Annotated in this window: 16 protein-coding genes; 13 read left to right on the top strand and 3 right to left on the bottom strand. The window is 67.7% G+C overall.

Annotated features, from left to right (window positions below):
- Positions 1-70: 70 nt before the first annotated feature.
- On the bottom strand, positions 71-400 hold the full coding sequence (locus K7G19_RS22900; RefSeq protein ID WP_226109330.1) for an RNA chaperone Hfq: 330 nt from the start codon (positions 398-400) through the stop codon (positions 71-73).
- Positions 401-1,365: 965 nt separating this feature from the next.
- Between K7G19_RS22900 and K7G19_RS22895 the strand changes: the two genes are divergently transcribed.
- From K7G19_RS22895 to K7G19_RS22885, 3 genes are all read left to right on the top strand, one after another.
- Positions 1,366-3,183 carry a methyl-accepting chemotaxis protein gene (locus tag K7G19_RS22895; protein WP_226109329.1) on the top strand — a complete coding sequence of 606 codons (1,818 nt, stop codon included), beginning with the start codon at positions 1,366-1,368 and terminating at the stop codon, positions 3,181-3,183.
- 106 nt (positions 3,184-3,289) lie between these two features.
- Positions 3,290-3,574 (top strand): helix-turn-helix transcriptional regulator, encoded by a 285-nt coding sequence (locus K7G19_RS22890; protein ID WP_226109328.1) that lies wholly within the window; start codon positions 3,290-3,292, stop codon positions 3,572-3,574.
- A gap of 231 nt (positions 3,575-3,805) precedes the next feature.
- A complete protein-coding gene (locus tag K7G19_RS22885; protein WP_226109327.1) occupies positions 3,806-5,290 on the top strand; it encodes an MDR family MFS transporter in 1,485 nt (494 codons plus the stop codon).
- A gap of 127 nt (positions 5,291-5,417) precedes the next feature.
- Here the strand turns inward: K7G19_RS22885 and K7G19_RS22880 are convergent, their stop codons facing one another.
- Together K7G19_RS22880 and K7G19_RS22875 are read right to left on the bottom strand one after the other, a co-directional pair.
- The gene (locus tag K7G19_RS22880) at positions 5,418-6,878 is read right to left on the bottom strand and encodes an FAD-binding oxidoreductase (RefSeq protein WP_226109326.1); all 1,461 of its coding nucleotides are present in this window, start codon (positions 6,876-6,878) and stop codon (positions 5,418-5,420) included.
- A 108-nt stretch (positions 6,879-6,986) separates the two neighbouring features.
- Positions 6,987-8,582, bottom strand: a complete 1,596-nt coding sequence (locus K7G19_RS22875; RefSeq protein WP_190286291.1) for a PLP-dependent aminotransferase family protein — start codon at positions 8,580-8,582, stop codon at positions 6,987-6,989.
- Positions 8,583-8,718: 136 nt separating this feature from the next.
- On the opposite strand from K7G19_RS22875, the gene K7G19_RS22870 reads away from it, so the two are divergent.
- From K7G19_RS22870 to K7G19_RS22825, 10 genes are all read left to right on the top strand, one after another.
- Positions 8,719-10,038: an ArgE/DapE family deacylase gene (locus K7G19_RS22870; RefSeq protein WP_226109324.1), complete on the top strand. Its 1,320-nt coding sequence runs from the start codon at positions 8,719-8,721 to the stop codon at positions 10,036-10,038.
- A gap of 61 nt (positions 10,039-10,099) precedes the next feature.
- Positions 10,100-11,704, top strand: a complete 1,605-nt coding sequence (locus tag K7G19_RS22865) for an ABC transporter substrate-binding protein (protein ID WP_149319517.1) — start codon at positions 10,100-10,102, stop codon at positions 11,702-11,704.
- Between the two features lie 128 nt (positions 11,705-11,832).
- The gene (locus K7G19_RS22860; protein WP_226109322.1) at positions 11,833-12,837 is read left to right on the top strand and encodes an ABC transporter permease; all 1,005 of its coding nucleotides are present in this window, start codon (positions 11,833-11,835) and stop codon (positions 12,835-12,837) included.
- A complete protein-coding gene (locus tag K7G19_RS22855) occupies positions 12,834-13,673 on the top strand; it encodes an ABC transporter permease (RefSeq protein WP_226109320.1) in 840 nt (279 codons plus the stop codon). Before K7G19_RS22860 ends, K7G19_RS22855 begins: the two co-directional genes overlap by 4 nt.
- A gap of 26 nt (positions 13,674-13,699) precedes the next feature.
- Entirely contained in the window at positions 13,700-15,376 is a 1,677-nt protein-coding gene (locus tag K7G19_RS22850) for an ABC transporter ATP-binding protein (protein ID WP_226109414.1), read from the top strand.
- Between the two features lie 71 nt (positions 15,377-15,447).
- A complete protein-coding gene (gene gabT, locus K7G19_RS22845) occupies positions 15,448-16,710 on the top strand; it encodes a 4-aminobutyrate--2-oxoglutarate transaminase (protein ID WP_226109318.1) in 1,263 nt (420 codons plus the stop codon).
- A 48-nt stretch (positions 16,711-16,758) separates the two neighbouring features.
- Positions 16,759-18,216, top strand: coding sequence for an NADP-dependent succinate-semialdehyde dehydrogenase (gabD, locus tag K7G19_RS22840; RefSeq protein ID WP_226109412.1), 1,458 nt, complete (start codon positions 16,759-16,761; stop codon positions 18,214-18,216).
- A gap of 117 nt (positions 18,217-18,333) precedes the next feature.
- Complete coding sequence (locus K7G19_RS22835) at positions 18,334-18,672, top strand: cupin domain-containing protein (RefSeq protein WP_149319521.1); 339 nt, start codon at positions 18,334-18,336, stop codon at positions 18,670-18,672.
- Positions 18,669-20,411 carry a thiamine pyrophosphate-binding protein gene (locus tag K7G19_RS22830; RefSeq protein WP_226109316.1) on the top strand — a complete coding sequence of 581 codons (1,743 nt, stop codon included), beginning with the start codon at positions 18,669-18,671 and terminating at the stop codon, positions 20,409-20,411. The genes K7G19_RS22835 and K7G19_RS22830 overlap by 4 nt, the downstream gene beginning before the upstream one ends.
- A 59-nt stretch (positions 20,412-20,470) precedes the next feature.
- The gene (locus K7G19_RS22825) at positions 20,471-21,541 is read left to right on the top strand and encodes a histone deacetylase family protein (protein WP_149319523.1); all 1,071 of its coding nucleotides are present in this window, start codon (positions 20,471-20,473) and stop codon (positions 21,539-21,541) included.
- Positions 21,542-21,544 lie beyond the last annotated feature (3 nt).

The following is a 21,544-nucleotide window of genomic DNA, read 5'->3' as shown; positions in this document are numbered from 1 at the left end:
TTTAGAGTGATCTTCGGGCGTCGGCGCGGAAAGCTGTCATTGCTATGCTGCGGGCGGCTCCGGAGCAGGCTCAGGCGCGCCGCCGCGGCCGCGTGCGGGGGGTGAAGAGGCGGACGAACTCGGGCGGCACCTCGTCGCGGGGAAACTCGATCGGCTGCCCGTCGACGTTGGCCGGGGTGATCGCCGCGATCGCGTGCTTGTAAACGACCTGAGGCGCCGGGTCGCCCGGGGCGGTGGCGAGCAACACCATATAGGTGTCGGCGCCCACCACGACCCCGTGCAGGCGCACGCCGCTGGTCAGGTGGAGCACCACCGGATGCCGGCTGGCGCGGTGGAAAGCCAGTTGTCGGTCCTGTAGCTGACGGCCCGGGCGAATACTTCTGATTTCCTGAAACTTCACGACTTCTCCGGTCGAGCCCGATTGGGTTCTGTCGGCAGACAACGGTACGGGGATCAGGCGCGAGCCGGCGCGGATGCGGCGTGAAGGTATCCGTATTGGCGAGAGCCTGATCGTGGCGAGGGATGAAACATTCGCTCTCGGTACCGGCGCGAGGGGAGTCATCGCGTGTCCTTGCGGCCGTGGCGCTTGTTGTTCGCGGATGTTCTGCCTCGACGGTCGGACTGGCGGTGCTGCCAGAAGAGAAGGGGAATACTTCGACCCGGAGAGTAACAAATTTTTACAACTTGGGGATCGAAGGGGCTCGGTCAACCGTCTAGAGGTAAACCTCTAATTAAATACTTGCATACATCTGCCGATACACGAGACGGTGCGCTGCCTGAAGTGCTTTTAGAGTCGCGCTGGTAGGGATGAGGTGCATCGAAAGCCGGTTTCCCTCCGAGTAGGTACTCACCTCGGCGCTTTTGGGCGTGTCGCCCGACGGTCTGTCCCTGTTTTATTTGTAAAACAAAGTAAGCGTCACTATCGGCATTTACCCTGATGGAAACTCTATTTACACCTCATCTAAGCACCGCTATAGTCGGCCACGAGCCAATCGGCTCTAGCAGTCCTGGAAAGCCTACGAGCACCCCGCGCGTGGGCTTCTTTTTTTGCCGCGTCCTGTGCAATGCCGGACGTCTTCGCCGCCTCAGGCGGAATACCGGATGCTCGGCGTCAATTGGACACCTGTCCCGTCTCGAGCGATCGGTGGAGCTGACGGGGTTTTTGCCCCTTGTTTTTCATTTGGCATGGCATCCGTGCCCACCGCTTGTTTCCTGACATCTCCGCCTGACGCCCGAAGCCGGGCCCTATCCGGCTTGATCCCGCCGTATCGGTTTGCCCATCAAGAAAGCGCCCCCTTCTGCCGTTAGCGATGCACCGTCGCGCATGCGCGCGAGGCGTCGACTACGAGAGAAAAAGGGGGCGGTATGGGAGGATGGAAGCATTTTGGCATTGGCGCGCGGCTGGCGGGGGCCTTTGCCGCGATGGTGGCGCTGCTGGCCGTGGTGGCCGGTTTCGGACTGATCGCGCTTGGCGACATGAACGCGTCGATGCGGACGACCGTCGAGCAGCGTCTGCTGAAGGTGATGGAACTGGACGGCGTCAAGGAGGGCGCGCAGGCCATCGGCATCATGGTGCGCGACGCGGTGCTGACCGAGGATCCGGCCGTGGTCCAGCAGAACGTCGGCCGCGTCAACGAGCGCCGCAAGCAGATGAGCGCCACGCTCGACGAGCTCTCCAAGCTGATCGCCGCCACCGATAACGCCGGCCTGAAGCAAACCTTCGATGAACTGGGCAAGCATCGCGCCGCCTATAACGCCCAGCTGGACCAATTGCTGACGCAGTTGCAGGCTGGCGAGTTCGTCGCCGCGCGCGCCGGTTTGATCGTCACGCTGCCCGCGGCGCAGGCGGCGTACTTTGAACGCCTGGACACGCTGATCGCCTCGGGTCGCAAGATGGCCATCGAGGCGGTGGAGCAGGCCCAGGCCGACTATCTGTTCACGCGCAATCTGCTGCTCGCGCTCGGCGCGGTGTCCGCGCTGCTGGCCGTCGGCCTGGCCGTGGCGATCACGCGCTCGATCGCCGGACCGGCGCGGCAGGCGCTGGCTGCCGCCGAGGCGCTTGCGCAGGGCGACCTGGCCTTCGCCATCCGCGCCAAGGGCAACGACGAGATGGGCCGGATGCTGAAGGCAATGCAGCGCGCCTTCGCGGAGCTGTCCGTGCTGGTGCGCGGCATCCAGGGCGCCTCGGGCGCGATCGACGGCGCCACGCGGGAGATCGCCAAGGGCAACACCGACCTGTCGCAACGTACCGAGGAGCAGGCGGCCTCGCTGGAGCAGACCGCGGCCTCGATGGAGCAGCTGACCTCGACCGTGCGCCAGAACGCCGACAACGCCCGCCAGGCCAACCAGCTCGCCGTGAACGCCTCGGCCGTGGCCGCCGAGGGCGGACGTACCGTGCGCAGCGTGGTCGAGACGATGCAGGGCATCTCGCAGTCGTCGGCCAAGGTGGCCGAGATCATCGGCGTGATCGAGGGCATTGCCTTCCAGACCAATATCCTGGCGCTGAACGCCGCGGTCGAAGCCGCGCGCGCCGGCGAACAGGGGCGCGGCTTCAGCGTGGTCGCGGCTGAAGTGCGCAGCCTCGCGCAGCGCAGCGCCGCGGCGGCCAAGGAGATCGGCGAGCTGATCAACCGATCGGTGGAGCAGGTCGAAGTCGGTGCCCGCCAGGTCGAGCAGGCTGGCGGCACCATGGACGGCATCGTGGAAGCCGTTCGCCGCGTGACCGACATCATGGGCGAGATCTCGGCCGCCAGCGCCGAGCAGTCGACCGGCATCGAACAGGTCAACCGCGCGATCGCGCAGATGGAAAGCGTGACGCAGCAGAACGCCGCGCTGGTCGAACAGGCGGCGGCCGCCGCCGAGAGCCTGCAACAGCAGGTCGCCGGGCTGGTGCAGGACGCGGCCAAGTTCCGCGTCGAGGCGTCGCCCGCTGCATTGCCGCGTGCCGCGGAACCGGTCCGGGAACGGGCGCTCGCCATGGCGGCGCCGTTGGGGAAGTCGTCGGCGCAAGGGGTCATGTCGACCGCGGCGCGGAGCGAGCCCGCTGCCGACAGGCGCCACCGCGAATCCAGAGCCGGCAGTGCCGCCGCAACGCCTGCGAAGGCCCGACCCGCGGCGCTACGGCCGTCCGCCTTGGCGACGGAAGCTTCCGGTGCTGGGGCCGACGACTGGCAGAGTTTCTGAACATATCTCGCCAGGCGAAAGCAGGCCGATGGCATAGCTCATAGCTCCCAGGACCACTGCGATCCTCCGTTTGTCGCGCACAATCGACAAGCAAAGGAGGCCAGAAATGAATCGCGCTTTAATAGGCAATGCCATTCGCCAGCAACGAATGGCGCTTGGCTTGACGCAGCAGATGCTGGCCAGGATGGCCGACATCTCTCGACAGACCGTGAGCGGCATCGAGCATGGCCGTATCAACTTCACGCTCGATATGCTTGGTCGGTTGGGCGATATCCTGGGGCTAACGCTACAGGTTGCGGAGATTCATCCGAGGGCCATCGGGCCCTTGCGGAGTTCAGAGGGTAGCGAAAGCGTGCAGAAACGCACACTTTTAAGCAAGCGCCTACAATGACCTCCTGTCCTTCATTAGAAAAGCCGGTCCGACCAGTGGGGTCGTGCACCGGCTATGTTGTTTCTCCTTGCCCGCCCGATGATCGCTCCCGCTCGTTCTGGCCTGCGCCTTGTCGGCGCGGCTGCCTCCATTGCGGCCTCCGCAGATTCTCCGACGTCGCCTGCGGCGTCATCCCTCCCGCCAAGGCCTCTTCACCCCGGCGAGCCGACCGGGTCTCCACCGGTCCCGGTGATGCAGGTCATCTTCGGCCTGATGCTGGCGATCCTGCTCGGGGCGCTCGAGCAGTCGATCGTCGCCGTGGTGCTGCCCGAGATCGCCCTGCGCCTGAACGGGTTCGACGTGATGGCCTGGGTCGTGTCGGCCTACCTGATTGCGTCGACGGTCGCCACGCCGATCTACGGCAAGCTGTCCGACGTGCTCGGCCGGCGCTCGGTGCTGTCGTTCGCGATCGTGCTGTTCCTGGTGGCCTCGATCGCCTGTGCGCTCGCGCAGACCATGCCGCAGCTGATCGTCGCGCGCATCCTGCAGGGGCTCGGCGGCGGCGGGCTGATCTCGGTATCGCAGGCCGCCATTGCCGACGTGGTGCCGCTGCGCGAGCGCGGCCGCTATCAAGGCTATGTCAGCGGCGTGTGGGCGGTCGCCAGCATGGCGGGCCCGGTGATCGGCGGCTACCTCGCCCACTATCTGTCGTGGCGCTGGATCTTCTGGATCAACCTGCCGCTGGCCCTGCTGGCGCTGGTCACGGTGCGCCGCGCGCTGCGCCATCTGCCGGCCGGCGGCGGCAGCAAGCATCGGATCGACTATCTCGGCGCGCTGCTGTTCGGCGGTGGACTGACCGGCGTGCTGGTGTTCCTGACGCGCCTGGGCCAGGGGCACGACGTCTGGCGCGCCGATTCGCTGAGCCTGCTCGGCGGCGGCCTGGCGGCGCTGCTGCTGTTCGTCTGGCAGGAGCGCCGCGCGGCCGATCCGGTGATTCCCTTGGCGATGCTGCGCGTCCCGACGGTGGCGATCTGCTGCATCACGCTGTTCCTGTGCTTCTTCCAGTTGATCGCGATGTCGGTGCTGCTGCCGCTGCGCTTCCAGGTGGTCGGCGGCGCGCAAGCCGACAGCGCGGCGCTGCGGCTGGTGCCGTTGACGCTGGCGATTCCGTTCGGCGCCTTCATCGCCGGTCGGCTGATGACCTGGAGCGGCCGCTACAAGCCCTTGCAGCTGATCGGGTCGGCCGCGGCACCGCTGGTGATCGCGGCGCTGGCCTTCGTCGATCCGGGTGCGGTGGTGCTGACCGCGATCGTGATGGTGGCGCTGGGCCTGGCGATCGGCCTGCAACTACCGAGCGCGCTGGTGGCGACGCAGAACGCGGTGCCGCCGCAGCAGGTCGGCGTCGCCACCGCGCTGACGGCGTTCTCGCGGATGCTCGGTGGCGCGGTCGGCGTCGCGGTGCTGACCACCGTGCTGATCGCGCTGCTGCGCCACAGCGGCATGGCGGTCAGCCCGCTGCCCGGCGGCGAGGACGTGCTGATGCATCTGTTCCGCGAGGTGCTGTCGCTGGGCGATGGCGCCGAGGCCGCCGTCGTGCGGCAGACCGCCGAGCGCGCCTTCCGCGCGCTGTTCCTCGCCAGCGCCGCGGTATCGCTGCTCGCGCCGCTGCTGGTCGTGCGGCTGCGCGAGGCGACGCTGCGCGGCAGTCCGGTCAAGGCGGCGGCGAGCGTCGAATAGCGGCCGAATCATCGGGGCGCGCCGCGTCATTCGAGGCGGCACACCCCGATGGCCCATCTCGCTCAATCCCGCTCACTCGCGCTCAATTGCACTCAATCCGCGTCCCATCCCACCCGATCCCGCTGGGTCAGTCCAGATCGACGACCTCCAGATCGACGACCCGGCCCGGGCAGAGGATATGGTTCGGATCGAGCGTCCGCTTCAGCAGGCGCATCACGGCCAGTTCCTCGGGCGTGCGCGAGCATCCCAGGAACGGCTTCTTGTGCGTGCCGATCCCGTGCTCGGCGGAAATGCTGCCGCCGAACTCCTGCACCACGCGATAGACCACTTCGCTGATCGCGTGCTCCGGAAAGTCCGGCAGCGCGACCCCGGGCAGATAGACGCTGACATGCAGATTGCTGTCGCCGACGTGCCCGAAGTTCACCAGCTCGGCGGTCGACCACCGGTCCAGCACGGCGGCGCGCAGGGCTTGCGCGAACTCGCCGATCCGGCCGATCGGCAGGCTGACGTCGAAGGCGGCGTTGGGCGCCCACATCACCGGAAACTCGGCCACGGCGTCGCGCAACTGCCAGAAGCTCTGCGCCTCCTTGTCGCTGGTCGCGACCGCCGCGTCCTGGATCAGGCCCGCATCCATCGCCGTCTCCAGCATCGACTCGAAGGCGGGCGCGTCCTGGCCGGTGTCGTCGCCCTGCAGGTCGAGCAGCACGTAGAAGGGATGGCCCGGAGGCAGCGGCGCACGTACGCCCGACACGCGCGTGGTCACCAGCTCGTAGAAGTCGGCCCACATCACCTCGAACGCGGACAGCCTGCCGGCCAGCTTGCGCTGCGCATGGCGCAGCAGCTGCACCACGTCCTCGTAGCGGGACAGCGCGCACAGCGCGGTCTGCGTGCTGGCCGGCAGCGGCGCCAGCTTCAGCACCGCACGCGTGATCACGCCGAGCGTGCCTTCGCTGCCGATGAACAGCTGGCGCAGGTCGTAACCCGCATTGTTCTTCAGCATCTTGTTCAGCGACGTCAGCACGGTGCCGTCGGCCAGCACCGCTTCGAGTCCCAGCACCTGGTCGCGCATCATGCCGTAGCGGATCACGCGATTGCCGCCGGCATTGGTGGCGATGTTGCCGCCGATCTGGCAGCTGCCGCGCGCGCCAAGGTCCACCGGCAACAGCCATTCCGCGGCGCGCGCGGCCTCCTGCGCGGCCTGCAGCGTGGTGCCGGCCATCACGGTCATCGTGCCGGCCTGATCGTCGATCTCCTCGACGCCGCGCATTCGTTCCAGCGACAGCACCAGTTCGCCGCCGGCGGGCGTCGCGGCGCCTGCCAGTCCGGTCAATCCGCCCTGCGGCACCACCGCTTGCCGATGGCGATGGCAGATCGCCAGTACCGCGGAGACCTCGGCGGTATTGCGCGGCCGCGCCACCGCGATCGGCGGCACCGGATCGAGCGGGGCGTACCAGTCCTTGCGAAAGCGCGTTTCGATGGCGTCGCCGGTCTGCAGGCCGGCGGGGTCGAGCACGGCGGCCAGTTCGGACAACAGGGCGTCACGGCTGCTTGCCGCAGCGGGTTGGGTTTCAGTGATCGAAGTGGTCATGAACGGTCTGGTAGCGGGGTCGGATGGACAAAGAAAAGGGCGCGGGATTCGGCTTCGCGCTTGGCTCTGCGCTCGGTTCGGCGCTCCGCTCGGCACTCGGCTCCGCGCTCACGCCCCGCTCCACGCCTCGCGGTTGATCTTGACCGGCGATTCGCGTCGCGGCGCCTGCGTGCGGGCCAGATGCTCCATCGCCGGTTCGATGACCTCGGCGAGCTTGCGGAACGACGGCCCGATCTCTTCCTCGGGCACGCAGGCATAGCCCATCAGCAGGCCCTGCCGCGCCTGTGTCTCGTCGCTGTAGTAGCGTGACAGCGGCCGCGCGCTCAGGCCCTGCGTGCGTGCCGCCATGCTGATGCCCAGATCGTCCGCGCCCGGCGGGAGATGCATCACCAGATGCAGTCCGGCCTCGTGCGTGGAGGTGGGCCAGTCCGCGCCGAAGCGCTCGGCGATCGCCTCGCGCAGCAGGCTCTGCCGCTGCGCATAACGCAAGCGCACGCGCCGGATGTGGGTGGCGTAGTGCCCCTCCTCGATGAAGTCCGCCAGCACCGCCTGCTGGATCAGCTGCCCCTCGCGGAACAGCTCCGACAGCCCGATGGCGAAATGCGGGGCCAGCGGCTTGGGCAACACCATGAAGCCCATGCGGATGCCGGGAAACAGCGTCTTGGAAAACGTACCCATGTAGATCACGCGATCGTGCTCGTCGAGTCCTTGCAGCGACGCGAGCGGGCGGCCCTCGAAGCGGAATTCGCTGTCGTAGTCGTCCTCGACGATCCAGACCCCGCGCTGACGCGCGTACTCGAGCAGCATGCGCCGGCGCGACAGGCTCATTACGGTGCCGAGCGGGTACTGATGCGACGGCGTGGCAAAGATGAAGCGCGGCGGATTCTGCAGCGTCGCCGCGTCCGGCGCGATGCCCTCGCCATCGACCGGCACGGGAATCGGCTCCACGCCCGAGTTCGACAGCAGGCTGCGCGTGCCCCAGTAGCCGGGGTCTTCCATCCAGGCCTTGTCGCCGGGGTCCGCGAGCAGCCGTGCGATCAGGTCGATCGCCTGATGGATGCCCGTCGTCATGATGATCTGTTCGGGATCGCACCGTACGCCGCGCGCCAGGCGCAGATGCTCCGCGAGGACGCGGCGCAGCGGCAGATAGCCGCCGTTGTGCGCATAGGTCAGCAGCTCGGGACGCGGCTCGCGCCAATGCTTGTTCAGCAGGCGGTTCCACACCGCGCGCGGAAACAGCGAGACGTCGGGCACGCCGGCCATGAACGCACCCCATTGGCGATCGGACGCACCGGCATGCGACACCAGATGCTGGCCGCGCCGCGACAGCGCAAAGCGGTTCGGGTTTTGCTGCGCTGCAGGCACGGTGATGGTGCCATTCGCGGCGCCAACCTTGTGCAATGCACTATGGTCGGGAAAGGTGTGCGACACAAAGGTGCCACTTCCCGTCGATGCCGTGACGTAGCCCTCGGCCAACAGCTGCTCGTAGGCATACAGCACGGTGTTGCGCGAGACCCCGACCTCCTTGGCCAGCATCCGCGAAGCGGGCAGCTTGCACCCCGCGGGGATCGTACCGGCAAGGATTTCCTGGCGAATGATCTGATAGACCTGCCGGTTCATATGCGTACCGGCCTTGTCGGCGCTGCCGTCGGCCGGCCGTTCCAGCCGTTGCAGCAGCAGCTCGGACAGAATGGACTCTTTCAAAAATGGCTCCAGCAAAAACGGCAAATATGGACCTATCTATGGTGCCAACTGTGCGCTAATTTCCCACCCATCGCGTGCCGGTGCAAGCAGTTTTCACATCGGCGAGCCTCGCAGCCCGGCGTTCCAAGGAGCCCCCATGCAAGATTCGGCAAGCCAACTCAGTACCTCTGACATCGCCGGCGCCGTGCGCTCGCTGTTGCCCTATATGGTCCAGACGCTGTCGGGCTTTGTCGCCGCCGCCAGCCCGTCGGGGCAGGAGCAACCCGCGGCGGAATTCATCGAGCAGGCCTTGCGCGATCTGGGACTCGAATCGGAGCGCATCCATCTGCGCGCCGATGCCATCCGGCATCTGCCGTTGTTCTCGCCGCCGTGCTGCCCCGATGGCGGCCGCTACAACCTGCTGGCCACCCATCGGCCCGTCGCGAAGGGTGGACGGTCGGTGCTGTTCAACGGCCATCTCGACGTGGTGCCCACCGGCCCCGAATCGATGTGGCGCAATCCGCCGTACACGCCGGTGGTCGAGGACGGCTGGCTCTATGGCCGCGGCTCCGGCGACATGAAGGCCGGCATCGTTTGCGCGCTGGCCGCGTTCAAGGCGCTGCGCTCGCTCGGCGTGCAGCCGGCCGGCGCGGTCGGCTTCAACGCGGTGCTCGAGGAAGAGAACACCGGCAATGGGGCGCTGGCGACCGTGGCGGCGCTGCGCAGCGCGGTCGGCGCCGGCAAGCTGGCCGCCTTCGATACCGTGATCATTCCGGAGCCGCTGGGCGAGGGCTTGATGAGCGCGCAGGTCGGCGTCTACTGGATGTTCATCGAGCTGACCGGAAAGCCGGCCCACGCGGCCTACATGACGTCCGGCGTCAATCCGGTCGAGGCGGGCGTGGCCGTGATGGAAGACCTGCGCGAGCTCGAGGCCGAATGGAACCGGCCCGAGAACCGCCCGCCGGTATATCGCGACCACGCGCACCCGATCAACTTCAACCTCGGGCAGATCCGCGGCGGCGAATGGAATTCGTCGGTGCCGTGCACCTGCACGCTCGGCGTGCGCATCGGCTTTTATCCACATATGGACATCGACGAGACCAAGGCCATCGTCGAGGCGCGCATCCGCGCCACCGTCGCGCGGCTCGCCAGCAATCTCGAACTCGCCATCCGCTACGAGGGCTTCCATGCGCCGGGCTGCGAGTTCGATCTCGACGTGCCGAGCATGCAGGCGCTGGCCGAGGCCCATCGCAAGGTCCACGGCGAGCCGGTCAAGCGCGAGGCGACCACCGCCACCACCGATGCGCGCCATTTCCGCCTGATGCTCGATACCCCGGTGACGTGCTACGGGCCGGTCGCCCGCAACATCCACGGCATCGACGAATCCGTGTCGCTCGACAGCATGGTGCGGGTGACCACCACGTTGGCGCAGTTCCTGCACGACTGGTGCGGCGTGGAGCCGATTGCCACGGCATGACGATCCAAGTGCAAGCAGTGCCCTCAGTACCCGCTGTTCACAACGACAAGGAAACGAGCCGATGAAACGAGTTACGACGCGCTTTCAACAGCGCCTGGCTTCGCTGGCGATCGCGGCGGCAGGCCTGTCCCTGTTGCCGCTGGCGCTGCCCGCCGGCAACGCCGCCGCACAGACCACCGGCGGCACGCTGTCCGGCATCGTGCAGCCCGAGCCGCCGATCCTGGTCAGCGCGCTCAATTCCCAGGCGCCGACGCAATACATCGCCGGCAAGATCTATCAGGGCCTGCTGACGTACACGCCGGACCTGAAGCCGCAGCCGGAGCTGGCCAAGTCGTGGAAGATCTCGCCCGACGGCCTGACCTATACCTTCGAGCTGCAGAGCGGCGTCAAGTGGCACGACGGCAAGCCGTTCACCTCGGCCGACGTGGTGTTCTCGATCGACAAGCTGCTGCGCGAGGTCCATGTGCGCACGCGCGCGGTGCTCAACAAGTACATGGCGTCGATCCGCGCGGTCAACGACACCACCGTCGAGATCAAGCTGAAGGAGCCGTTCCCGCCGTTCATCTCGATGTTCGAGACCGGCACCATGCCGATGATGCCGAAGCATCTGTACGAGGGAACCGACTACCGCAACAACCCGGCCAACCAGAAGCCGGTCGGCACCGGCCCCTTCATGTTCAAGGAGTGGAAGAAGGGCGCCTATATCAAGCTGGCGAAGAACCCGAACTACTGGAAGAAGGGCAAGCCGTATCTGGACGAGCTGGTCTTCTACGTGATCCCGGATTCCGCCTCGCGCGCGGTGGCGTTCGAAAAGGGCGACGTGCAGGTGCTGCGCGGCGGCGATGTCGACAACGTCGACGTCAAGCGCCTGCGCGCGCTGCCCAACGTGGAATACACCACCAAGGGCTGGGAGCTGTTCTCGCCGATGGCGAGCATGCTGATGAACCAGCGCAAGCCGCCGTTCGACAACGTCAAGGTGCGCCAGGCGGTCATGCATGCGCTGAACCGCAAGATGATCGTCAACAACATCTTCTTCGGCATGGGCAAGCCGGCGGTCAGCCCGTTCGCCTCGACCACGCTGTTCTTCGACAAGAACATGCCGGCGATGGACTTCAACCTGAAGAAGGCGCGCGACCTGATCAAGGAATCGGGCGTCAATGTCGGCCAGTACCCGATCAAGATCCTCGCCACCTCGTATGGCGCCAACTGGGACCGGCTGGACGAGTACGTCAAGCAGATGCTCGAGCAGCTGGGCTTCAAGGTCAGCATCGAATCGGCCGACGCCGGCACCTGGGCCGCGCGGGTCAGCAACTGGGACTTCGACCTGACCACCACCTACACCTACCAGTACGGCGATCCGGCGCTGGGCGTGGAGCGGCTGTACGTCGCGCGCAATATCGTCAAGGGCACGCCGTTCGCCAACGTGCAGGGCTACAACAATCCGAAGGCGGACGAACTATGGGCGAAGGCGGGTGCCACCATGGACCCGGCCGAGCGCCAGAAGCTCTATAGCGAGGTGCAGCGGATCCTCGTCAACGACGTCGCCAACGCCAACCTGTTCGAGCTGGAGTTCCCCACGCTCTATCGCAAGAACGTGAAGAACCTGGTGACCACGGCGATCGGCCTGAACGAGTCGTTCGACAACGTCTCGATCGAGAAGAACTGAGCGCTGTAGCGCCATCCGAAGCGCCCCCGGTGTTCTCCCCCTCTCCCGCCAGCGGGAGAGGGGCAGGGGTGAGGGTGACCGTCCCAACGAAGTGCTGTCCGCCGCCGATCGCCCGCGTGGAGCCTGCCGTGAATTTCCTTTCCTTTCTGATCTCGCGTCTTGGCAAGGCCATCGTGGTCGTGCTCGGCGTCGTCATCATCAATTTCTTCCTGATCCGCCTGGCGCCCGGCGATCCGGCCACCGTGATGGCGGGCGAGGCCGGCGCCGGCGATGCCGCCTTCGTCGGCCAGCTGCGCGAGCAGTTCGGCCTGGACAAGCCGCTGCTGACGCAGCTCGGCATCTATCTGAAGGGCGTGGCCCAGCTGGACCTGGGCTATTCGTACCGCAACCATCTGCCGGTGCTGGACCTGATCCTCGACCGCCTGCCGGCCACCTTCCTGCTGATGAGCGGCGCCTTCGTCTTCTCGATCGTGCTGGGCGTGCTGCTTGGCGTGATCGCCGCGCGTACCCGCTATGAGAACCGCCGCCGCTGGATCGACAGCGCGGTGATGTCAGGCGCGCTGCTGCTGTATGCGACGCCGCTGTTCTGGCTGTCGCTGATGGCGATCATCCTGTTCTCGGTGGTGCTCGGCTGGCTGCCGGCATTCGGCATGGAGACCATCGGCGCCGGCTACACCGGCATGGCGCGCGTCAAGGACGTGGCGCTGCACATGATCCTGCCGACGATCTCGCTCGGCTGCTTCTTCATGGCGGTCTATGTGCGGCTGACCCGCGCCTCGATGCTGGAGGTGATGGGCATGGACTACGTGAAGACCGCGCGCGCCAAGGGCGTGCCGGCCAACCGCGTGATCCGCGTGCACGTGCTGCGTAACGCGCTGCTGCCGGTGATCACCTTCGCCGGCATCCAGCTCGGCCAGATGGCCGGCGGCGCGGTGCTGACCGAGACGGTGTTCTCGTGGCCGGGCATTGGCCGCCTGATGTTCGATGCGCTGCTGCAGCGCGACTACCAGCTGCTGCTGGGCATCTTCTTCGTGACGTCGGCCCTCGTCGTCTTCTTCAACCTGCTGACCGACGTGCTCTATCGCTTCATCGATCCGCGCATCTCGGTCGGCGGCAAGGGAGCCACCGCATGAAAGCCTTCCTGCAACGCTATTGCCGCAACTACGGCGCGGTCATCGGCGCGCTGGTGCTGCTCGCCGTGATCGCCTTCGCGCTGTTCGCCCCGGTGCTCTACGAGGATTCGCCGTGGCTGATGGTGGCCGATCCGCTGGTGCACCCGTTCGCCGATCCGGCCTATCCGTTCGGCACCGACATGCTGGGCCGCGACATCACCGCCGGCATGCTGTACGGCGCGCGGGTATCGCTGCTGGTCGGTGTGATCTCCACCGCGGTCGCGCTGTTGTTCGGCATCCTGATCGGCGCGGTAGCCGGCTACTGCGGCGGCCGTATCGACGACGCGCTGATGCGCTTTACCGAGTTCTTCCAGACGATTCCGCAGCTGGCGATGGCGGTGGTCATCGTCGCGATCTTCAATCCGTCGATCTATTCGATCGTCGGTGCGATTTCGGTGGTGTCCTGGCCGCCGGTCGCGCGCCTGGTGCGCAGCGAATTCCTGTCGCTGAAGCAGCGCGAGTTCGTGCAGGCCGCGGTGGTGATCGGCCAGAAGCCGCTGCGCATCATCGCCACGCAGATCCTGCCCAATGCGATGTCGCCGATCATCGTGTCGGCCTCGTTCATGGTCGCCACCGCGATCCTGACGGAGTCCGCGCTGTCCTTCCTGGGGCTGGGCGACCGCAACATGATGAGCTGGGGCTTCATGATCGGCGCGGCCCGCACGATGATCCGCGAGGCATGGTGGATGAGCGTGTGGCCGGGCGTGGCGATCCTGCTGACGGTGCTGTCCATCAACCTGATCGGAGAAGGCTTGAACGACGCCATGAATCCGCAGCTGCGCCGCCGCGGCGAATGAGGGAGCCAGCCATGCCTGTCCAACCGATGCATCCTCATCAAAGTTCCCACGGCGACCACGGCGCCCACGCGGCGCAGGTTTCCGCGCCGCTGCTGTCGATCCGCGACCTGACCATCGCGCTGCCCAAGGGCGGCGACCGCCCTTACGCGGTGCGCGACATCTCCTACGACCTGCATGCCGGCGAGATCCTGTGCATCGTCGGCGAATCGGGCTCCGGCAAGTCGATGAGCGCCAACGCCATCATGGGGTTGCTGCCGTCCTACCTGAAGCCGCAGGGCGGCCGCATCCTGTTCCGCGGCAAGGACCTGCTGGCGCAGGACGAAGCCACCTTGCTGGCGATGCGCGGCAAGGACATGGCGATGGTGTTCCAGGAGCCGCTGTCCGCGCTGAATCCGGTGATGACCGTCGGCGACCAGATCGCCGAGGTCATGCGCGTGCACCACGCCTATCCGGGCGAGGCGCGCATGCGCCGCGTGCTGGAGCTGCTCGACTTCGTCGGCCTGCCCGATCCCGCGACGCTGGTGCACAGCTTTCCGTTCCGGCTCTCGGGCGGCCAGCGCCAGCGCGTGGTGATCGCCATGGCGCTGGCGCTGGAGCCCGCACTGCTGATCGCCGACGAGCCGACCACCGCGCTCGACGTCACCACGCAGGCGCAGATCCTGGCGCTGATCAAGCGCATCCAGGCCGAGAAGGGCATGGGCGTGATGTTCGTGACCCACGATTTCGGCGTGGTGGCCGAGATCGCGGACCGCGTCGCGGTGATGGAGAAGGGCGTGCTGGTCGAGATGGGAAGCGCCCAGCAGGTGCTGAACCACCCGCAGCACCCCTATACGCGCCGGTTGATCGGCGCGGTGCCGCACGGGCGGTGCGGCGAAGCGGACGGCCAGGCCGCGGAGACGGTGCTGGACGTGCGCGATCTGCGCAAGACCTATGTATCCGGCGGCGGCCTGTTCTCGCGCAAGCGCGTGGTCCATGCAGTCGACGGCGTCAGCTTCACCGTGCGGCGCGGCGAGACGCTGGGCATCGTCGGCGAGTCGGGCTCGGGCAAGTCGACCATCGGCAAGTGCCTGCTGCGGCTGACCGATATCGACGGCGGCACGCTGCTGTTCCAGGGCCAGGACATCGCGCGGATGCCGGAACGACGCTTCCGTCCGCTGCGCAAGGACGTGCAGATGATCTTCCAGGACCCGTTCGCCTCGCTCAATCCGCGCCATACCGTGGGCCGGATCGTCAGCGACGGGCCGGTAGCGAGCGGCGTGCCGCGCGAGCAGGCGCAGGCCCGGGCGCGCGAACTGCTGCAGCTGGTGGGGCTGGAGGACTCGGCCTTCGACCGCTATCCGAACCAGTTCTCCGGCGGGCAGCGCCAGCGCATCGGCATCGCGCGCGCACTGGCGCTCGAGCCCAAGCTGCTGGTGGCCGACGAGTCGGTGTCCGCGCTCGACGTCTCGGTGCAGGCGCAGGTGCTGGAGCTGCTGGCCACGCTGCAGAAGCGGCTCGATATCGGCCTGATCTTCATCACGCACGACCTTCGCGTGGCGGCGCAGATCTGCCACCACGTGATCGTGATGCACAAGGGCAAGGTGGTCGAATCCGGGCCGCCGGCCCAGATCTTCGACGCGCCGCGCCACGACTACACGCAGCGGCTGATCGCGGCGATCCCCGGCAAGGAGTGGGATCCCAAGGCGATCCGCGCCGCCGCATGACAACGCCTTGGCCCGGCCGGCAAGCCCGAATGCCGTCCGCGCGCCCAACCCGAAGCTCCATGGAGAAGACGATGAAGAATGCCGAACTGGTCCGCCGCAAGGATGCCGCCACGCCCCGTGGCGTGGGCGTGATGTGCAATTTCTACGCCGAACGGGCCGAGAATTCGGAGATCTGGGATGTCGAGGGCCGCCGCTATATCGACTTCGCCGCGGGCATCGCGGTGCTGAACACCGGCCATCGGCACCCGCGCCTGGTCGCCGCGGTGCACAAGCAGCTGGAACGCTTCACGCATACGGCCTACCAGATCGTGCCCTACGCCAGCTATATCGAGCTGGCCGAGAAGATCAACCAGCGCGCGCCGGGCCAGTGGGCCAAGAAGACCGCATTTTTCACCACCGGCGCCGAGGCGGTCGAGAACGCCATCAAGATCGCCCGTGCCGCCACCGGCCGGCCCGCGGTGATCGCCTTCTCCGGCGGCTTTCACGGCCGCACGATGATGGGCATGGCGCTGACCGGCAAGGTGGTGCCCTACAAGGTCGGCTTCGGTCCCTTCCCGGGCGAGGTCTATCACGCGCCGTATCCGTGCGAGCTGCACGGCGTGTCGGTCGAGGATTCGCTGAAGGCGCTGCAGGTCCTGTTCAAGGCGGACGTCGATCCGAAGCGCGTCGCGGCCATCATCTTCGAGCCGGTGCAGGGCGAGGGCGGCTTCAATGTCGCGCCCGACGCCTTTGTCAAGGCGCTGCGCGCGCTCTGCGATGAGCACGGCATCCTGCTGATCGCCGACGAGGTGCAGACCGGCTTCGGCCGCACCGGCAAGCTGTTCGCGATGGAGCATTACGGCGTGGCGCCGGACCTGACCACCATGGCCAAGAGCCTGGCCGGCGGCATGCCGCTGTCGGCGGTGTGCGGCCGTGCCGAGATCATGGACGCGCCGGCGCCGGGCGGGCTCGGTGGCACCTATGCCGGCAATCCGCTCGCCGTCGCCTCGGCCCTGGCGGTGCTGGAGGTGCTGGAAGAAGAAAACCTGATCGCGCGCGGCGCCGCGCTCGGCCAGCGGCTGATGGACCGGCTGCACGGCCTGCGCCCGCGCGTGCCCCAGATCGCGCAAGTGCGCGGCCTCGGCGCGATGGTCGCGGTGGAGTTCCAGCAGGCCGACGGCAGCCCCGATGCGGAGTTCACGCGCGAGGTGCAGAACCGTGCGCTGCAGAAGGGCCTGCTGCTGTTGTCGTGCGGCGTGCACGGCAATGTGATCCGCTTCCTGTTCCCGCTGACCATCCCCGATGCGGTGATGGACGAGGGGCTGGACATCCTCGCCGACGTGCTGGTCCGCTGATCCGCCGATCCGCCGAGCGATACCGCCCCCATTCCCCCGGAGCTGATGATGCAATTGAACGATACCGGCCTGCTGCGTGCGCAGGCCCTGGTCGGCGGCGCGTGGGTCGACGCCGACCGCGGCGAGTCCTTCGTCGTCACGAATCCCGCCACCGGTGCGCCGATCGGCAAGGTGCCGATGATGGGCGCGGCCGAGACGCGGCGCGCCATCGAGGCCGCGCGCGTCGCGCAGGTCGAATGGCGCCGCCGAACCGCGCGCGAGCGCAGCCAGGTCCTGCGCAAGTGGCATGAGCTGATGCTGGCAAACGCGGACGACCTCGCGCTGCTGATGACGACCGAGCAGGGCAAGCCGCTGGCCGAGGCGAAGGGCGAGGTGGTCTACGCCGCCTCGTTCCTCGAATGGTTCGCCGAGGAAGGCAAGCGCGTCTGCGGCGATGTGCTGGCGTCCCCGACGGCGGACCGCCGCCTGGTGGTGGTCAAGGAACCGGTCGGCGTCTGCGCGGCCATCACGCCGTGGAATTTCCCGCTGGCGATGATCACGCGCAAGGTCGGTCCTGCGCTCGCGGCCGGCTGCACGATGGTGCTCAAGCCCGCCGAGGACACGCCGCTGTCGGCGCTGGCCCTCGCCGTGCTCGCCGAGCGCGCCGGCGTGCCGGCCGGCGTGTTCAGCGTGGTGACCGGCGACGCGGTGGCGATCGGCGGCGAGCTGACCGCCAATCCGGTGGTGCGCAAGCTGACGTTCACCGGTTCGACCGAGGTCGGACGCATCCTGATGCGCCAGTCCGCGGACACGATCAAGAAGCTGTCGCTGGAGCTGGGCGGCAACGCGCCGTTCATCGTGTTCGACGATGCCGACCTCGACGCGGCGGTGGAGGGCGCCATCGCGTCGAAGTATCGCAACGCCGGCCAGACCTGTGTCTGCGCGAACCGGCTCTACGTTCACGACAAGGTCTACGACGCCTTCGCCAGCAAGCTGGTCGCCGCGGTGGCGAAGCTGAAGGTCGGCCATGGCGTCGAGCCGGGCGTGCTGCAGGGTCCGCTGATCAACGAGGACGCGGTCGCCAAGGTCGAGCTGCATATCGCCGACGCGCTGGACAAGGGCGCGCGCGTGCTGGCCGGCGGCAAGCGCCATCCGATGGGCGGCACCTTCTTCGAGCCGACCGTGCTGGCCGACGTCACACCGGCGATGCGCGTGGCGAAGGAAGAGACGTTCGGCCCGCTGGCGCCGCTGTTCCGCTTCCATACCGACGACGAGGTGGTCGGCATGGCCAACGACACCGAGTTCGGGCTGGCGTCGTACTTCTACAGCCGCGATATCGGCCGCATCTGGCGCGTGGCCGAGGCGCTGGAGTACGGCATGGTCGGCATCAATACCGGCTTGATCTCGAACGAGGTGGCGCCGTTTGGCGGGGTCAAGCAATCTGGCCTGGGCCGGGAAGGTTCGCGATACGGCATCGAGGACTATCTCGAGATCAAGTACCTGTGCATGGGCGGCATCGACCGCTGACCTTGCGATCGCCATTTCTTTGCCATCTGTTTGCCATGTCCGCCGCCCGGACGCCGTCCGCGGCGTGGCATCACCGACCCACCGGTCCTCACCGGACCCAATCCGAGCCCGAACAACATGAGCAGACCCCAGGCAGTGCCGACCGTGCAGGTCGACAACGAGCGTGTGATCGTCACCGAATGGCGCTTCGCGCCCGGCGCGGAGACCGGCTTTCATCGGCACGGCTACGACTACGTAGTGGTGCCGATGACGACCGGCCCGCTGCTGCTGCAGACCCCGCAGGGTGAAGTCACCAGCCAGCTGGTGGCGGGACGCGCGTACTCGCGGCCGGCCGGCGTCGAGCACAACGTGATCAACGCGCACGAAGGCGAATGCGTGTTCGTGGAGATCGAGATCAAGACGGCGGCGGGCACGGCATCGCCGTCGTGCGCGGCCGCGCACGGAGCCAATCGATGACAACAGCATCCAATCCCGACCGCGCCGCGCACCGCCAATCGCTGCGCGAGCGCAATGGCGGCCAGATCCTGGTCCAGCAACTGCGCATCCATGGCGTCAAGCGCGTGTTCCTGGTGCCCGGCGAAAGCTATCTGCCGTGCATCGACGCGCTCTACGACCATCAGGACGCGATCCAGCCGGTGGTCTGCCGCCAGGAGAGCGGCGCCGGCTATATGGCCGAGGCCTACGGCAAGCTGACGGGCGAGCCCGGCATCTGCTTCGTGACGCGCGGCCCTGGCGCGACCAATGCCAGCATCGCGGTGCACACGGCCTATCAGGACTCGACGCCGATGATCCTGTTCGTCGGCCAGGTCGGCAACGATTTCATCGAGCGCGAGGCGTTCCAGGAGATCGACTATCGCCGCATGTTCGGCGAGATGGCGAAGTGGGTCGCGCAGATCGACCGCACCGATCGCATTCCCGAGTTCGTCGCGCGCGCCTTCGCGGTGGCGACCAGCGGCCGGCCCGGGCCGGTGGTGCTGGCGCTGCCGGAGGACACGCTGTGGGGCAAGGCCACGGTGCCCGATCTGCCGCGCTACCAGCGTGCGCATGCGGCGCCGACCCCGGCGGCAATGGCATCGCTGGAAACGCTGCTGGCGCAGGCGCAGCGGCCCTTCCTGCTGGTCGGCGGCTCCGGCTGGACGCCGCAGTCGATGCGCCAGATCGAGGGCTTCGCCGAGCGCTTCGCGCTGCCGGTGGGCGCTGCCTGGCGCCGGCTGGAATGCTTCGACAACCATCATCCGAATTTCGCCGGCCATGTCGGCTGGGGCATGGGCGACGCGCTGCGCGCGCGCATCCGCGATGCCGACCTGCTGATCGCGGTCGGCACGCGCATGGGCGAGGCGACCACCGAGGGCTACACGCTGGTGGAAAGCCCGCTGCCGCGCCAGCGGCTGGTGCACGTCTATCCGGATGCCAACGAGCTGGGCCGCGTGTTCCAGTCCACGCTGCCGATCGCCGCCGACGTGGTCTCGTTCGCGCAGGCCGTCGACACGCTGCGGCCCGCGGCCGAACCGGCGTGGGCGGGCCAGACCCGTGCGGCGCGAGGCGACTACCTGGCGCAGCAGGAGCCGGCACCCGCGCCGGGCCCGCTGAATGTGAATGCCGTGGCCTGCCATGTGCGCGACCACGTGCCCCCTGACGCCTGCATCACCGTGGGCGCCGGTAACTACGCGCTGTTTGCGCACGCCTACCACCGCTTCCAGGGCGTCGGCACCAGCCTGACGCCGACCGTGGGCTCGATGGGGTATGGGCTGCCGGCGGCGATCTCGGCCAAGCTGGAATACCCCGATCGCACCGTGGTCTGCTATGCCGGCGACGGCTGCTTCCAGATGAACCTGCAGGAGCTGGGCGTGGCGATGCAATACCGGCTCGGCATCGTCGTGCTGGTCTTCAACAACGGCATGTGGGGCACCATCCGCGCCCACCAGGAGCGCGAGTTTCCCGGCCGCACCATCGCGTTGACCTTCGACAACCCGGACTTCAGCGAACTGGTGCGCGCCTATCGCGGCCACGGCGAAGTGGTGGGCAGCGACGCGGAATTCGGCCCCGCGTTTGCGCGCGCGCTGGAATTCGCCAACACGCAGCGGCTGCCCGCGCTGCTCGAGCTGCGCTACGACCCGGACGGCGTGGGGCCCGGCATCACGCTGTCGCGGATTCGCGCGGCGGCGCTGGCGCGCCAGGCGCAGGCCGCCTCCTGAACGCGTCGCGCCGGCTGGCGCTACGCACGACAGCCGCCCCAAAACCTACACCTGACAATATGCGTGCCTTCTTCTCGGATGACCAGTTGCTCCATCAGCCGCGCCAGTTCATGCGCGCGGGCCGGCTGTGCGAGCCGACCGACGTGCCCGCACGCGCCGCCGCGCTGCAGGCCACGCTCGCCACGCGCGGCATCGATCTGGCCGTCGCGCCGGACTACGGCCGTGCGCCGCTGGAAACGGTACACAGCGCGGCCTATCTCGATTTCCTGTGCGAGGCCTACGAACGCTGGCAGGCGCTGGCGCGCCCCGGTTTCGAACCGGGCGTCGAGGTGCTGCCCAATCTGTCGCCGTACCACAACGGCAAGCTCGACCAGAACCGCCGGCCCGATTGCCCGACCGACTCGGTGATCGCGCAGGCCGGCTATTACCTCGGCGACCTGAGCTGCCCGCTCGGCCCGCACAGCTGGCGCTCGATCCTGCGCTCGGCCCACAGCGCGGTGGCCGCGGCGGACTACGTCTGCGAGCAGGGGGACGGCGGCATGGCCTACGCGCTGTGCCGGCCCTCCGGTCATCACGCGCACAGCGACCGCGCCGGCGGCTTCTGCTACGTCAACAACGCCGCGATCGCCGCGCAGGGTCTGCTCAAGCGCTTCGGCAAGGTGGCGGTGCTCGACGTCGACGCGCACCACGGCGACGGCACGCAGCAGATCTTCTACCAGCGCTCGGACGTGATGACGATCTCGCTGCATGCCGATCCCGCGGGCTACTACCCCTTCTATACCGGCTATGCCAACGAACGCGGCTACGGCGCGGGCTACGGCTACAACCTGAACTTCCCGCTGCCGCACGGCACGGGCGACGCCGGCTTCCTGGCGGCGCTCGACAGCGCGCTCGACGCGCTGCGCGACTATCGGCCGCAGGCGCTGGTGCTGTCGCTGGGCTTCGATACCTATGTGGACGACCCCATCAGCGTGCTGGCCGTCGGCATGGACGGCTACCGCGGCATCGGCGAGCGCATCCACGCGCTGGGCGTGCCGACGGTCGTGGTGCAGGAGGGCGGCTACGAGGTCGACGCCATCGGCCACGCGCTGGACGCCTTCCTGTCGGGCTTCGCCCCCGCGATGGCCTGAGCC

It is taken from the genome of Cupriavidus sp. DB3 (assembly GCF_020418465.1).
GTDB lineage: Bacteria > Pseudomonadota > Gammaproteobacteria > Burkholderiales > Burkholderiaceae > Cupriavidus > Cupriavidus cauae.
The sequence above is the reverse complement of the archived record's forward strand: the minus strand, read 5'-3'. Positions and strand labels throughout refer to the sequence as shown.